This window comes from Streptomyces sp. NPDC059003, assembly GCF_042740445.1.
GTDB lineage: Bacteria > Actinomycetota > Actinomycetes > Streptomycetales > Streptomycetaceae > Streptomyces.
Genome location: NZ_JBHYJH010000003.1, coordinates 45115 through 58798, shown reverse-complemented (window position 1 = coordinate 58798; position 13684 = coordinate 45115). Strand labels below are relative to the sequence as shown.

The following is a 13684-nucleotide window of genomic DNA, read 5'->3' as shown; positions in this document are numbered from 1 at the left end:
AGCCGCGGTTGGCCGGCCTGCCCCGGAGCCAGCGGCTGGTTGAACGACAGGTCCGCCACGCGCGGCACCGGCAGGGCACGCGACGGCTCAAGGCCGTCGTAGCCGGACCGCACCCGGACGAACGTGCCCTGGCCCGGCTCTCCCACCACCAGCCCCCGGCGACCCGATCCCGGCCACCCGAGCCGCCGACCTCGGCCTCGTCAACTCCGTTGTTCCCGCTGACCAACTCCTTACCACCGCACAGGACCTGGCCGCACGGATCATCCGGCACGCACCGACCGCCGTGGCGGCCTGCTTCGCCACCACGGTGCCCACGGACGGCGTACGGGCCGGCCTGCGGCACTTCCTCGACCGCTCAACCGCCTCCGGCTGAACCGTGCCGCGCGCACCCGGCGCCCCCCTCGCTCTACTCCCTACTCCCTGCCGCTACTCCGCCTTCGCGTACTCCTGCGCCATGCCTCCGGCGAAGTCGTACACCACCACCGGTTCGTCACCCACGACCCAGGCATCGTGTCCTGGCGGGCAGACGAAGACATCGCCGGGTCCGACTTCGCCCTCGCCTCCGTCGTCGTCCATGCGGATGTGCATCCGTCCCTGGACGACATAGCCGTTGTGGTGGATCTGGCAGCTCTTGGTGCCCGCGATCGGAGCCACGGACTCGGACCAGCGCCAGCCGGGCTCGAAGGTGCCCACGGCGAAGTCCAGCCCGGTCAGATGGACGGCTTCGAGGTGACCGCGGGGGAAGTCACGCCGCTCGTCCGGCTTCTCGACCGCCTTGACCTCCATCATGACGATGTCCTCCCTTCTGGGCGTGCCACACTCTCGGATCAGCTGCCGCCGCCGCGGCATCCACGCCCGAGGCCATCGTCAACCGACCCCTTCATTCCATCGTCCGCCCGTCCAGCCGGGGATGCCACCTGGGGGCCGCCTGCGCGGCGGACGCGTCCGAAGCGCCTTACAGCGGCGGTCCCCCGAGCCGACCCTGAGATGTCCCCCATCCGTCCCTGAGATGTGTCAGAAAGCTTTGACACGTCGTCGGTGACGCTGTCAGCCTTTCCTGACAGGTACGAGGGAAAGGGGCCGCGATGGCTGAGGTCCCGCGGCCCGGGCTGACCGGGGACCAGCTCCTGAAGGTGCTGACGGCGCTCGGCAATCCGCACCGGATGCGGATCGTCGCGGCGCTGTCCCGCCGTCGGAACTACGTGAGTGCGCTGGCCCGGGAGATCGGGATGGGGCGGCCTCTGCTGCACATGCACCTGCAGCGCCTCGAGTCCGCCGGGCTCCTCATCGGATCGCTGGAGGTGGCCGAGGACGGCAGAACGGTGAGGTACTTCGAAGTGGCGCCCTTCGTCTACGAGTTGACGCCCACGGCCATCACCAGGGCCGTCGACTCGCTCACCGTGAAGCGCGCCCGCCCCGACAGCGGGGACGGGCAGGACCACGACGACGAGCAGGACGTACGGAGCACAGCGCGGCAGACATCCGGGCGCCCCGTGGAAGAGGAAGCGAAGTGAACGGACAAGGGATGACGCTCGCCGACGGGGACGCCGTCGGCGCGGTGGCCGGAGGCATCGGCGCGGCGGGGTTCTTCGCCCTCCTGATCGTGATCGTCTGGCAGCTCGCCGCCACTTGGCGGGCCCGGATGCTCGCGGCCCGGGAGCAGGAGTACCGCAAGCTCGCCACGCAGTACGCCCAACTCCTCGAGGACAACGTCGAGCTGCACCGCCGCTCGCTGGAGGAGCTGCAGCAGACCCGCGACGAGCTGGCGCAGACCCGCCGCTCGGTCGGCTCGATGGAGAAGATGATGCGCGAGATCGAATAGCACCCCGGACGCGAGCGTACGGCCGGGAGCGCCAAGTCCCGGCCGTACCAACGCGGAACACCTCACCAGACACATCCGCCCGTTCGCCACGGCAGGCCGTCACACCTGAAGGCCGTGGCACGGGCCCCGTGCGCCCAAGACCGGTCGCGACGACCGGTGGTGCGCTCCGCCAGTCCAGGAGACTACCCACCCACGGCGCGGGCGGGAACGGCATCACGACGTGCTCGGGGACAGCCGTCTCCCGAGCCCCCAACCAGCGCCCCAAAAGGCGACACTGTCCCCGAACTCACCCGTAGGCCCACGGACCGTGCCACGATGCCATAGCCCCACCACCCGTCATCGCACCCGGGAGGGCGGTCCGTGCGCCTCACCCTCATCCCGCCCACGTCCTCACACGGCGCCTACGAAGTCACCGCGCACGACACGGACGACGACTGCCGCATCGGGCAACTCCGGTTCCGCGTCTGCCATCCCTGCCGCACCGGCCGGATCCTCCACATCTGGATCAGCGAGGACCAGCAGCGGCAGGGGCTCGGCAGTCATGTCCTGCGCTACGCCCTCGCGTGGGGGCCCGGATACCGCTGGACCACGACGCTCCAGTCCCGGCCGGGACGCGGCTTCTTCACCGCGATGACCGGGCGGACCGGCGTCGCACTCCCCCATCGCGGCCCAGGCTGCCCGCACCTCAGGGGGCCACTGCGCCGAGCCATCGCACGCATCCGGTCGGCAGCCTTCCTGACCGCGGTCCGACGTGAACGCCCTGCCGATCACACCACCCGAGCCCGGCGAGGCTAGTCCCCCGGGCCGAGGCTCAGGGCCCGCTCCACGCGTGGACGACCCACAGCCGGGCGCCGCGCAAGCGGGCGGTCGTGAAGGCGAACTCGATGGCCTCGTCGGACGGTTCGGTCTCGTCGATGCCCAGGGCGACCGAGCCGACCAGCAGCCCGGCACGCCTGCCCAGGCCACGCGAGCCGACCACCGTCAGCTCCGCGACGCAGGCGGACCATGCCAGGGCCGCGGTGGCCGGGCCCTCGGCCTCCTCCGCCGCCCACCGTGCCGCCGCCAGGCTCTCAGCAGGGGCCTGTATGCCTCCCGTGAGTGACCTCCGGCCCCTCCTCCGAGGCCGCGGCGGGCCTCAGCCTCACGCTGCCGCGGGTGCCCACGTCATCGTGCTCGGCACCCGCGGCGCGGGGGGCCATGCGGGACTCGCTCTCGGCTCCACCGCGCAGGGCGTCGCCGCACGCTCACCATGGCCCGTGGTGCTCGCTCCGAGCGGCCCCTGCTGCACGGGCACCGGACCGCGGCCCGACGCCCTCACCCTCGCGGTCGACGCGTGCCGGCCGGCGGACGCCGCCGTCGGCTTCGCCTTCGACGCGGCGCGGTGCCGGGGCGTGCGGCTGCATGCGGTGTACGCCTGTGGGCCACCGTCCGAGGCGGCTGCGGCGGGAGCGGTGCCGCGCGAGGGACGGGAGGAAGACGCGGAGCGGCTGCTGTGCGAGGCGCTGCGGCCCTGGCAGGAGAAGTATCCGTACGTGCGCGTGTTGCGGGACGTCGTGCTCAAGGCGCCCTCGGCGGTGCTGCCACGGGCGTCGTGGTCGACGGAACTGCTGGTCGTCGGCCGCGAGGCGAGCGGGCTCGGGCGGTTGACGGAGGCGCTCGCGCACAGCGGTGCCGCGCCGCTGGCCGTCGTCCCCGCCCGCACCCGCGCCGACGGTCCCGCCACGGTCACAGCCGCGCCGCGACGTACGCCGTGAGGTCGAGCAGCCGGTTGCCGTAGCCCCACTCGTTGTCGTACCAGCCGGAGACCTTCACGAGGTCGCCGTGCGCCTGGGTGAGGTCGGGGTCGAACACGCAGGAAGCCGGGTCGCCGATGACGTCGCGGGAGACGATCGGCGCGGTGGCCACTCGCAGGACACCGCGGAGCGCGCCAGCGGCCGCCTCGTCGAACGCCGCGTTGACCTCCTGGGCGGTCGCCTCGCGCCGCAGCACGACCGTCAGGTCGGTGAGCGATCCGTCCTCGACGGGCACGCGCAGGGCCAGGCCGTTCAGGGCGCCGTCGAGCTCGGGCACGATCTGGCCGACGGCACGTGCGGCGCCCGTACTGGTGGGGATGATGCTGAGCGCCGCGGAGCGGGCCCGGCGCAGGTCCTTGTGCGGGCCGTCCAGCAGGGCCTGGTCGTTGGTGTAGCCGTGCACGGTCGTCATCAGGCCGCGCGCGACGCCGAACCGCTCGTGCAGGACCCGGACCATCGGGACGACGCAGTTGGTGGTGCAGGAGGCGGCGGACACGATCTGGTGCCGATCGGCGTCGTACGTGCTCTCGTTGACGCCCATGACGACCGTGGCGTCGGCTCCCTTGCCGGGGGCGGAGAGCAGGACCTTGCGGGCCCCCGCCTTCAGGTGGAGGGCGGCGGCGTCCCGCTCGCGGAAGCGGCCGGTGGACTCGACGACCACGTCCACGCCCTGCCCGCGCCAGTCCAGGGCGGAGGGGTCGCGTTCCGCGGTGACGGCGACGCGGTGCCCGTCGACGGTGATCGACGTGTCGTCGTGCGTGACGTCCCCGCGGAGGCGTCCGTACGTCGAGTCGTACGCCAGCAGGTGCGCCAGCGTCCCGGCGGGGGCGATGTCGTTGACGGCGACGACCTCGATGTCCGCGCCGCGCTCCAGGGCGCACCGCAGATAGGTGCGGCCGATGCGGCCGAATCCGTTGATGCCTACGCGTACGGTCATACGGGACTCCTGTGACTCCTGAGTTGGGTGCCGGACGACCCGGCGGGAGCAGGCGGCGCGCGGCTCGCCGATGGGAGAAGGCGGCGGCGCCGATGGGAGAAGCCGCGGCGCACGGACCGGTCGTGGTGCCTCAGCCGTGGGCGATCACGGCGACCGGGCACCTCACTTGGCGGATGGCCGTGTGCGTGACGTGTCCGATGCGGCTGCCCACCGCGCCCCGGCGGGGCTCGCGCCCCAGGACCAGCAGGCCCGCGTGCTCCGCCGCCCGCATCACCACGTGCACCGGACGGCCGTGCTCCGCGTCGGCGTGGACGGCGACGTCGGGATACTTGTCCTGCCACGGTTCGAGGACGCACTCCAGCGCCCACTGGGCGTCGCGCTGCGTGGGCATGTGGCCTTGTTCGTCCGTGCCGGAGCGGGTGTTGGGCAGTCGCCAGGCGTGCACGACGTGCAGCGGCGCCGTGCGGCGCTTCGCGGTCTCGAAGGCGAAGCCGAGCAGGGAGTCGCAGGCGTGCCCCAGGTCGGCGGCGAGCACGACGGGCCGGTAGGGCGTGCCCGTCGAGGTCTCTCCGGCGCCGTTGGGCACGTGCTCGTCCACGGCGTCGTAGCCCGCGCGCACCAGCACGACCGGTGTCCGCGCGTGGGCGACCACCGCCATCGCCACCGACCCGGCCAGGAGCCCGCCCAGACCACCGAAGCCCTGGCTGCCGAGGACCAGCAGCTCCGCGGACTCCGCCTCGTCGAGGAGTGCGGGCGTGGGCGGTCGCCTGAGCTGTTCGGCGCTCAGGTACAGCTGCGGATACTGCTCGCAGAGCCGGTCCACGGTGCCGCGCAGGATGCGGCGCGCCCAGTACTGCGGCACCTTGAGCTCCGGGAGGCTGACCGGTTCGTCATCCCCCGGCATCCCCTCCCAGGCGTGCACCAGACGCAGCGGGAGCCCGCGGCGCAGCGCTTCCCTGGCCGCCCAGTCAGCGGCGGCGACACTCTCACGTGAGCCGTCCAGGCCCACCACGATCGACCGGAGCATCGTCCTCACCTCCCAGTGCCGCAAGCGTCGCGTGGCCCCGGCCGGGTGGGCAGAGGCCACCCGGCCCCGACACCGGGACCATCGGCACGGAAGCCGGCCCGTCCGGACGTATGCCGCATCGGCCGCGCTACGCGCAGTGCGCCGTGCGCCGTGCGACGCGTGCCGCGTGCCGCGTGCCGCGTGCCGCGTGCCGCCAGGAAAACGCACACGCCCCGCCGGCAACACTCTGCCGACGGGGCGAACCCTCTGAACCAGAACTCGACTACAGAACGTCCTCGCGGTGTTTGTCGAACCAGCCCGAGGTGGTCACGGTGTGCTTGTCCAGGCGGAGCTCCCACGCATCCGGAGTGATGCCCGAACCGGTCGCGGAGCCCTGCCCGGTCGAGGCTGCCGGGGAAGAACCGGCCGGACGGGCGGTAGCGTTCCCGCCCGTGTCAGCCACCGCCGCGCTGCCGCCGAACACACACAGGGCGGCCGCCGCCACACCCACTGCCACACGCTTGATCATGAGAATCCTCCGAGGTCTCGATGGGATCAACGCAGGCAGTAGACCGACCACCGGTCAACAAATGATCAACACCGGAATGACGCTCCGTCCCCGTGCTGTTGATCCTTGCGCCACGCGAAACGGAGCGCTCAGTCCAGCTGGACCGTCACTTCAGGGGGCTGGCGCAGCGAGTTGTGGACCGTGCAGTGATGCACCACGGCGCGCAGCGCTCGCTGCCGGGTCTCACTGAGCCGTAGGGGCAGCAGGACGCGCATGCGGACGGCCGCGACCCGAGTGGGCCGGTCCTCGGCCATCTCGAACTCCGCCCGCACGCGCAGGTTGTCGCACGGCAGATGGTGACGCTGCAAGTACCGGCCCGCGTAGTACGCGACGCAGGTGGCCAGCGAGGACACGAACAGTTCGACGGGGGTGGGCCCGTCGTCGTCCCCACCGGCCAGGATGGGCTGGTCGACGGTCAGTTCGTGGTCACGGATGTACACCGCGTACGCCTGCCCGGCGACATGGGTGACGTCGACGTGCTGCGGCGCGGGTGCCGAAGGGGACTCCCGTACCGCGCGGACGATGGCCTCGTTCTTCATCTCCGTGCCTCCTTCACGCACTTCGTCGTACGTCGTACGTCGTGCGTCGTGCGTCGTCCGTTCGACGTGACGCGTCCGTTCGGTTCCTGTGCCGCCGACGATCCGGCACTTCCACCTCAGTGCCCGGGCCCAGGCCGCGCCACGGGCCGAACGTCCCGCGGAATGACCGGACGGCCCCGGTGGTTCGCGCGGTGCACCGTGGCAGTCCGAGCGGGCAGGACGACCGAACCTTCCAGTTGCCCGCGTGCGTTGCAGGCGAGAGGCGGTGTGGACAGTGGACCTTCCCGAGCCGATCGGCGCGGAGGTGAAGGACGCGGCTCATCCCTCCGAACGCGCGCTCGCCGAGCATGTCGTGGCCTCGGCCGCGGAGCGCGCCAGGCGGCGCGACCCCGAAGTGATGGTCACCGCCGAGGTGCTCCTCGGCGACACCGAGGTCGCGCTGCTGCGTGAGGCACGCAACGCGAGCGCCCTGGTCGTCGGGCACCGCGGGCGCGGCCCGATCGCGGAACTGCTGCTCGGTCCCCCGATCGTCGTCGACAGCGCGCTCGTCGTGGACGACGCGGTGATCGGTGGCTGGGACAGGGGGCACCGCCGACCGGGGGCGGTCATCGCCACCGGCTACGAACAGTACGTGTTGGGCGTCACCGACTACGACCCGAAGAACCACGCCGAGTTCCTGGACCTCATCAATCGTCGGCTCACCCTCACGATCCGCTATGAGTCCCTGTGCGAAGGAGAGAACTACACCACGACGCTGCGCCCCCGCACGTGAGCGCTTCGGCGGGAGCCGGTCGGTCCCGGCCCAGGGTCGTCCGGCCCCTGCGCGGCGCGCGGTGCCAGGGCCGAGCGTGGGAGGCATGAAGGAGCGCACACGCATCGCCGTCGTCGGCGTCGGGAACGAGTACCGGCGCGACGACGGAGTGGGCTTGGAGGTCGTCACGCGGTTGCGGGACCGTGCCGCGGCGAGGCCGCTGCCGCGTGGGACGACGCTCGCCGTCTGTGACGGCGACCCCGGTCGGCTCATCGCCCTGTGGGAGGGCGCCGACCTCGCGGTGCTCGTGGACGCCGCGCACGCGCACCCGGCCACTCCCGGTCGGGTCCACCGCATCGAGCTGGACTCCACGCGGCTCGCGCGGCCCCCGACGACCAGCTCCCACGGCCTCGGCCTCGGTGAGGCGGTCGAACTCGCGCGCGTCCTTGGCCGGTTGCCCGGTCGGCTGATCGTGTACGCGGTCGAGGGCGCCGACAACGCCCTGGGCACCGGCCTTTCCGCCCCCGTCGCGGACGCGGTCGGCCCGCTCGTCGAGGCCGTCGAGAACGAGATCGTGCGCCATCGTGACGCCGCCGCGCGGGGGTGAGCGCGTGGCCGACGTGGTGCGCGGGTTCGTGGTGCACGGGACCGTGCAGGGCGTGGGCTTCCGGCCGTTCGTGCACCGGCTCGCCTCCGGGCTCGGCCTGACGGGCTGGGTGGCGAACGTGGCCGGGCATGTGGAGGGCGAGGTGGCGGGGCCGGGTGAGGCGGTCGTGGAGTTCGGTCGGCGGCTGCGCGCGGACGCGCCGGTGCTCGCGCGGGTGCGGAGGGTGGTGTGGACGGAGGGGGCCCCTGCGGCCTCGGAGGGGGTCCCTGCGACCGCGTCCGACGTCCGCGCGACCGGGCACGTCACCGCCTTCCACGTCCGTCGCAGTGGCCCCGGCCCCCGCACCGCCGCCTCCCGCGAGATCCCGCCCGACGCGGCGATCTGCGCGGCTTGCCTGCGCGAGCTGTTCGCGCCGGCCGACCGCCGCTACCGGTATCCGTTCATCAACTGCACCGACTGCGGGCCGCGGGCCACCATCGTCGAGGCCCTGCCCTACGACCGGATCCGCACCACCATGCGCCGGTTCCCGCTGTGCGCGGACTGCGCCGCTGAGTACGCCGACCCCGGTGACCGGCGCTTCCACGCGGAGCCCGTGGCCTGCCCGGCGTGCGGGCCGACGCTCGCCTGGGGCGAGCTGCGCGGGGAGCGGGCGCTGAAGGCGGCGGTCGCCGCCGTCGCCGCGGGCGGGATCGTGGCGGTCAAGGGGCTCGGCGGGTACCAGCTGGTGTGCGACGCGACCGATCCGGCGGCGGTGGCGGAGCTGCGGCGGCGCAAGCGGCGGCCGGTGAAGCCGTTCGCCGTGATGGTGCGGGACGTGGCGGCGGTGCGCGGGCTCGCCCGGCTCAGCGGCACGGAGCTGGCACTCCTCACGTCTCCCGCGCGTCCCGTGACCCTGCTGCGCACGTACACCGGGGCCACCCTTCACGTCGCACCCGGCGTCCACCCCGCCGGCCCGGGGCACGCGGAGCCCGGCGCTCCCCAAGCGCCGCCCACCACCGGCCGCCTCGGCCTGTTCCTGCCCACCACCGGCCTGCACCACCTCCTGCTGCGCGACCTCGACCGGCCGCTCGTCGTCACCAGCGGCAACCTCTGCGACGAGCCCATCGCCATCGACGACACCGCCGCCCGGCGCGCGCTGGCCGCTGTCGCCGACGGGTTCCTCACCCATGACCGGCCCATCCGCGCCCGCTACGACGACTCCGTGGTCCTCGCCGCCGGGCGGGTCCCGCTCACCGTGCGCCGAGCGCGCGGCCTGGCTCCTGCGCCACTGCCCCTGGCGCCGCCCGCACCGATCCCGCTCGCGGGCGCGGGCGCACAGCTCAAGCACACCCTGGCACTCGCCGACGCGGACGTGGCCCAGCTCGGGCCGCACACCGGCGACTTGGCGGACGTGGCCACGTACGAAGCGTTCGAAGGGACGTACGCGGACCTGTCCCGTCTCACCGGCATCACCCCCCGCGTCATCGCCCACGATCCGCACCCCGGCTACCTGTCCACCCAGTGGGCGCTGGCTCAGCCTGTGCGGCACATGCCCGTGCAGCACCATCACGCGCATCTGGCCGCATGTGCCGCGGAGCACGGGGTGCGGGGGCCGTTCCTCGGGGTGGCCTACGACGGGCTCGGCCTCGGGGACGACGGGACGTTGTGGGGCGGGGAGATCCTCGTCGCGGACCTGACGGGCTACCGGCGCGTGGGGCGGTTCGCCACGGCGCCGCTGCCCGGTGGTGAGGCGGCGGTGCGGCATCCGTACCGGATGGCGCTCGGGCAGCTCTTCGGTGCGGAGGCGCTCGGCTCGGCCTCGCTCACCGCGGCGGGCCGGGCGTTCCTCGGCCGGGTCGACACCCGGCAGGCGGACCTCGTGCGTGCCATGGTCCGGCGCGGGCTGAACTGTCCGCGTGCCTCCAGCGCGGGGCGCCTCTTCGACACCGTGGCGAGTCTGCTCGGGCTCGTCGACACCGTCAGCTACGAAGGCGAGGCCGCCGTCGCCCTGGAGGCCGCGGCGGGCCGTGCGGGCCGGGGCCGCGCGGTGCCGCTGCGCCACCGGGTCGTGCGGGTCGGGGACTTGTGGGTGTACGACTCCGCGGCGACCCTCGCCGATCTGCTGGAGCGGCAGGCGAGCGGCGAGGCGGTGGCGCGGCTGGCCGCGGCCTTCCACACCACCCTGGCCGCCGTCACCGCCGAGCTGGTGGCCCGGGCCGTCGAGGAGGGTGCCCCGCGCACGGTGTGCCTGGGCGGCGGCTGCTTCGTGAACGTCCCGCTGCTCACTCAGGTGCGCCAACGGCTGCGTGCACAGGGGCTGCGGGTTCTTGTCAGCCGTGAGGTGCCGGTCGGCGACGGGGGCATCAGCTACGGCCAGGCGGCGGTCGCCGCCGCGCGTCTGGCCGCCGAACGCAAGGGGAGGTGAACCGCCGTGTGCCTGGGGATTCCCGGCCGCGTGCTGGACATCCGCGACGACGCGGGGCTGCGCATGGCGACGGTCGACTTCGGTGGCGTACGGCGTGAGGTGTGCCTGAGCTACACGCCGGACGCCGCCGTCGGCACGTACGTGATCGTGCACGTCGGGTTCGCGATCACCGAGGTCGACGAGGCGGAGGCGGAGCGCACGCTCGGCGTGCTGCGCGCGATGGCCGACGCGGTCGAGGGCGAGCTCGGCGAGCCGCTGCCGTGAGGGCCGTTCGGCCCCGGCGTGGGCGCCGCCCGGTCCCGGCTCGTGCCCGGTCGGCCGCTGTGGCGGGCGGCCGTCGGGACGGACGCTGAAGACGTCCATCGACCGAACCGAAGCGCGAGGTAGGCCATGACCGGCAGCGCCGCTCCGAGCTCCACCGCCCCCGACCCGGCTCCGGCCGACGGCGGCACGCACGCCCTGCTCTCCGACGGCACCACCGTGCGCATTCGGCCCGGCGGACCAGGCGATCAGGACGTGGTGCTGAGGCTGTACGAGGGCATGTCACCGGAGCATCTGCGGCTGCGGTTCTTCGTGGCCAGCCGCCGGGCGGCCAAGCAGGCCGCGGCCCGTGTGGCGGGGCGCACGGTGCCGGGCAGTTCCCGGAACCCGGCGGCCTCCCCGGGCACGGCGGCCTCCCGCGGCACGGGCTATCGCGCCCTCCTCGCCGAGCACGACGGACGCCTCATCGGCATCGCCGAGTACGAAGCCGCCCCCGCCGACCCGGCGGAGGCCGACATCGCGCTCGCCGTCGACGACCACTGGCACCACCGCGGCGTCGGCACGCTCCTGTTGGAACACCTGGTGTCCGCCGCGCGCACCGCGGGGATCACCGCGTTCACCGCCGACGCGCTGGCCGAGAACCACGAGGTCCTGAAGGTCTTCGCGGACCTCGGCCTGCGCACCGCGCGCCGCTTCGACGGCTCCCAGGTGCACTGCGTCGTCCACCTCGACGAGACCGAGGCGTATCTGTCGTCGGTGGAGGCGCGCGGCCGTACGGCGGGCGTGGCGAGCCTGCGTCCGCTGCTCCAGCCGGCGTCGGTGGTCGTCATCGGCGCGGGCCGCCGACCGGGGTCGGTGGGCCGGGCCGTGCTGCGCAACCTGTGCACCGGCGGCTTCAACGGCCGGTTGTACGCGGTCAATCCGACCGCCGCCACGGTCCTCGGCGTCCACGCCCACCCCAGCGTCGCCGACCTCCCGCAGGTCCCCGATCTCGCGGTGCTCGCCGTGTCCGCCGCGCAGGTGCCGGCTGTCGCCGAGGAGTGCGGCAAGCTCGGCGTACGCGCCCTGCTCACCGTCTCCGCCGGGCTCGACGCCCCGCAGGCGCGGGCCCTGCTCGACAGCTGTCGCACGTACGGGATGCGCCTGGTCGGGCCCAACTGCCTGGGGCTCGCCAACACCGAGGAGCGCATCCAGCTCAACGCGACGTTCGCCGCCGCGTGTCCGGCGCCCGGCTCGGCGGGGGTCGCCGTGCAGTCCGGCGGCGTGGGCATCGCGCTGCTCGGCGGGCTCGCCCGGCTCGGCATCGGCGTGTCCAGCTTCGTGTCGCTCGGCGACAAGTACGACGTGAGCGGCAACGACCTGCTGCAGTGGTGGGAGTCCGACGGGCGCACCGACCTCGCGCTGCTGCACCTGGAGTCGTTCGGCAACCCGCGCGCCTTCTCGCGCACCGCGCGGCGCGTGAGCCGACGGCTGCCCGTCCTGACGGTCGACGCGGGCCGCACCGAGGCGGGCCGGGCCGCGGCCGCCTCGCACACCGCGGCCGCCGCCACCGCGACCATGACGCGGCAGGCCCTGTTCACGCAGGCCGGCATCACCGCCACCCGCTCCGTGTCCGAACTCCTCGACGCCGCCGCCCTGTTGCACGCGCAGCCGCTGCCCGCAGGGCCACGCGTCGCCGTCGTCACCAACGCGGGCGGCGCCGGGGTCCTGGCCGCCGACGCCTGCGCCGAAGCCGGGCTCGACCTGCCGCCGCTCGGCGCCGATCTCGTCGACGAGCTGCTCGCCGTCCTGCCCGACGGGGCGAGCGTCACCAACCCGGTCGACGTCACGGCCGCCGTCGGCGAGGAGCAGCTGCGCGCCTGCGTGGACCGGCTCGTCGCGAGCGGACGCGTCGACGCGGTCCTGGTGGCGCTCGTGCCCACCGCGGTCGCCGCGGCGACCGGCGACGACCTCATCCGGTCCCTCACCTGCGCCCCGGACCGACGTCGTGACCGAACGGTCGCCGCGGTACTGCTCGACCAGGACCTGCCGGTGCGGCTGCTGCCTGCCGGGACGGGCGCGGTACCCGCGTACGCCGATCCGCAGGCGGCCGCCCGCGCCCTGGCCCACGCCGCCGCGCGCGGCCGCTGGCTCGCCCGGCCGCCCGGCACCGTCCCCGTCCTGGACGACGTGGACACGGCCCGTGCGCAGGCGGCCGTCGACGCCTACCTGAACCGGCATCCCGAGGGCGGCTGGCTGGGCCCGCGCGAGGTCGCCGAGCTCCTGGACGCCTACGGCATCCGTCAGTTGCCGTGGGAGTGGGCCGAGACGGAGGACGACGCGGTGCTCGCGGCCGAACGCCTCAAGGGGCCCGACGGGCTCGTCGTCCTCAAGGCGCACTGGCCGGGCCTCCTTCACAAGAGCCAACAGCGCGCGCTCCACCTCGACCTGCGCGGCGACGCCCAGGTCCGCGCCGCCTACCGCGACCTGGAGACCCGCTTCGGGCACGTGATGACCGGCGTGGTCGTGCAGCCCCTCGCGCCGCGCGGCACCGAGCTGTTCGCCGGTGTCGTGCAGGACGAGATCTTCGGACCGCTGGTCCTGTTCGGGCTCGGCGGCACCGCCACCGAGGTGCTCGCCGACCACGCGGCCCGGCTCGCCCCGCTCACCGACCACGACGTGCACGACCTGATCACCGCGCCGCGCTGCGCGCCGCTGCTCTTCGGACACGGGGGCAACGGCCCGGTGGACCTGGAAGGCCTCGAGAGCCTGCTGCTTCGCCTCTCCCGGCTCGCGAGCGATCTGCCGCAGCTCGCCGAGGCCGACCTGAACCCGGTCCTGGCCCGGCCCGACCGCGTCACCGCGCTCGACGTCCGCGTCCGGCTGCTTCCGCGCCCGGCCCAGGACCCCCATCTGCGACAACTGCGACGGCTTCGCTGAAGCCGCCCGAGACGACTGACACGCCGAGTGCGCCAGGTACTCCGCGTACTTCGCGTACTTCACGTACTCCGAGCGCG

Annotated in this window: 15 protein-coding genes and 1 pseudogene; 10 read left to right on the top strand and 6 right to left on the bottom strand. The window is 73.8% G+C overall.

The window, feature by feature from the left end:
* Positions 1-426: 426 nt before the first annotated feature.
* Positions 427-789 (bottom strand): cupin domain-containing protein, encoded by a 363-nt coding sequence (locus tag ACFWZ5_RS02595; protein WP_384787924.1) that lies wholly within the window; start codon positions 787-789, stop codon positions 427-429.
* Between the two features lie 296 nt (positions 790-1085).
* Between ACFWZ5_RS02595 and ACFWZ5_RS02590 the strand changes: the two genes are divergently transcribed.
* The 3 genes from ACFWZ5_RS02590 (at position 1086) to ACFWZ5_RS02580 (ending at position 2617) form a co-directional block, all read left to right on the top strand.
* Positions 1086-1514, top strand: coding sequence for an ArsR/SmtB family transcription factor (locus ACFWZ5_RS02590; protein ID WP_384787927.1), 429 nt, complete (start codon positions 1086-1088; stop codon positions 1512-1514).
* The gene (locus ACFWZ5_RS02585; RefSeq protein ID WP_384787930.1) at positions 1511-1822 is read left to right on the top strand and encodes a hypothetical protein; all 312 of its coding nucleotides are present in this window, start codon (positions 1511-1513) and stop codon (positions 1820-1822) included. Before ACFWZ5_RS02590 ends, ACFWZ5_RS02585 begins: the two co-directional genes overlap by 4 nt.
* Before the next feature lie 360 nt (positions 1823-2182).
* A complete protein-coding gene (locus ACFWZ5_RS02580) occupies positions 2183-2617 on the top strand; it encodes a GNAT family N-acetyltransferase (protein WP_384787934.1) in 435 nt (144 codons plus the stop codon).
* Between the two features lie 16 nt (positions 2618-2633).
* Here ACFWZ5_RS02580 and ACFWZ5_RS02575 read toward each other — a convergent pair whose 3' ends face one another.
* Entirely contained in the window at positions 2634-2801 is a 168-nt protein-coding gene (locus ACFWZ5_RS02575; protein WP_384787937.1) for a universal stress protein, read from the bottom strand.
* Between ACFWZ5_RS02575 and ACFWZ5_RS02570 the strand changes: the two are divergent.
* Together ACFWZ5_RS02570 and ACFWZ5_RS02565 are read left to right on the top strand one after the other, a co-directional pair.
* Positions 2737-3078, top strand: a pseudogene (locus tag ACFWZ5_RS02570) (universal stress protein); the annotation flags it as partial. The gene ACFWZ5_RS02575 and the pseudogene ACFWZ5_RS02570 sit on opposite strands and share 65 nt — an antisense overlap.
* 3 nt (positions 3079-3081) lie before the next feature.
* Positions 3082-3576, top strand: coding sequence for a universal stress protein (locus tag ACFWZ5_RS02565; protein WP_384787985.1), 495 nt, complete (start codon positions 3082-3084; stop codon positions 3574-3576).
* Here ACFWZ5_RS02565 and gap read toward each other — a convergent pair.
* The 4 genes from gap to ACFWZ5_RS02545 all read right to left on the bottom strand — a co-directional run bounded on the left by gap (position 3548) and on the right by ACFWZ5_RS02545 (position 6665).
* A complete protein-coding gene (gene gap, locus ACFWZ5_RS02560; RefSeq protein ID WP_384787940.1) occupies positions 3548-4552 on the bottom strand; it encodes a type I glyceraldehyde-3-phosphate dehydrogenase in 1005 nt (334 codons plus the stop codon). The genes ACFWZ5_RS02565 and gap overlap by 29 nt on opposite strands.
* 130 nt (positions 4553-4682) lie before the next feature.
* Positions 4683-5579 carry a universal stress protein gene (locus ACFWZ5_RS02555; RefSeq protein WP_384787943.1) on the bottom strand — a complete coding sequence of 299 codons (897 nt, stop codon included), beginning with the start codon at positions 5577-5579 and terminating at the stop codon, positions 4683-4685.
* A gap of 262 nt (positions 5580-5841) precedes the next feature.
* Positions 5842-6087, bottom strand: coding sequence for a hypothetical protein (locus tag ACFWZ5_RS02550; RefSeq protein WP_384787946.1), 246 nt, complete (start codon positions 6085-6087; stop codon positions 5842-5844).
* Between the two features lie 128 nt (positions 6088-6215).
* The gene (locus tag ACFWZ5_RS02545; RefSeq protein ID WP_384787949.1) at positions 6216-6665 is read right to left on the bottom strand and encodes an OsmC family protein; all 450 of its coding nucleotides are present in this window, start codon (positions 6663-6665) and stop codon (positions 6216-6218) included.
* Positions 6666-6930: 265 nt separating this feature from the next.
* Between ACFWZ5_RS02545 and ACFWZ5_RS02540 the strand changes: the two genes are divergently transcribed.
* The 5 genes from ACFWZ5_RS02540 (at position 6931) to ACFWZ5_RS02520 (ending at position 13607) form a co-directional block, all read left to right on the top strand.
* On the top strand, positions 6931-7437 hold the full coding sequence (locus ACFWZ5_RS02540; protein WP_384890103.1) for a universal stress protein: 507 nt from the start codon (positions 6931-6933) through the stop codon (positions 7435-7437).
* Between the two features lie 85 nt (positions 7438-7522).
* On the top strand, positions 7523-8023 hold the full coding sequence (locus ACFWZ5_RS02535) for a hydrogenase maturation protease (protein ID WP_384787955.1): 501 nt from the start codon (positions 7523-7525) through the stop codon (positions 8021-8023).
* Entirely contained in the window at positions 8001-10427 is a 2427-nt protein-coding gene (gene hypF, locus ACFWZ5_RS02530; protein WP_384787958.1) for a carbamoyltransferase HypF, read from the top strand. The genes ACFWZ5_RS02535 and hypF overlap by 23 nt, the downstream gene beginning before the upstream one ends.
* Before the next feature lie 6 nt (positions 10428-10433).
* Entirely contained in the window at positions 10434-10691 is a 258-nt protein-coding gene (locus tag ACFWZ5_RS02525) for a HypC/HybG/HupF family hydrogenase formation chaperone (protein ID WP_384787961.1), read from the top strand.
* A 126-nt stretch (positions 10692-10817) separates the two neighbouring features.
* Positions 10818-13607, top strand: coding sequence for a GNAT family N-acetyltransferase (locus ACFWZ5_RS02520; protein ID WP_384787964.1), 2790 nt, complete (start codon positions 10818-10820; stop codon positions 13605-13607).
* The last annotated feature ends 77 nt before the right edge of the window (positions 13608-13684 follow it).

Excerpts from the sequence above, each read along its gene's own strand:
- ACFWZ5_RS02595 (WP_384787924.1), bottom strand. The coding sequence starts at position 789 with ATGATGGAGGTCAAGGCGGTCGAGAAGCCGGACGAGCGGCGTGACTTC.
- ACFWZ5_RS02590 (WP_384787927.1), top strand. The coding sequence starts at position 1,086 with ATGGCTGAGGTCCCGCGGCCCGGGCTGACCGGGGACCAGCTCCTGAAG.
- gap (WP_384787940.1), bottom strand. The coding sequence starts at position 4,552 with ATGACCGTACGCGTAGGCATCAACGGATTCGGCCGCATCGGCCGCACC.
- ACFWZ5_RS02555 (WP_384787943.1), bottom strand. The coding sequence starts at position 5,579 with ATGCTCCGGTCGATCGTGGTGGGCCTGGACGGCTCACGTGAGAGTGTC.
- ACFWZ5_RS02550 (WP_384787946.1), bottom strand. The coding sequence starts at position 6,087 with ATGATCAAGCGTGTGGCAGTGGGTGTGGCGGCGGCCGCCCTGTGTGTG.
- ACFWZ5_RS02545 (WP_384787949.1), bottom strand. The coding sequence starts at position 6,665 with ATGAAGAACGAGGCCATCGTCCGCGCGGTACGGGAGTCCCCTTCGGCA.
- ACFWZ5_RS02535 (WP_384787955.1), top strand. The coding sequence starts at position 7,523 with ATGAAGGAGCGCACACGCATCGCCGTCGTCGGCGTCGGGAACGAGTAC.
- ACFWZ5_RS02520 (WP_384787964.1), top strand. The coding sequence starts at position 10,818 with ATGACCGGCAGCGCCGCTCCGAGCTCCACCGCCCCCGACCCGGCTCCG.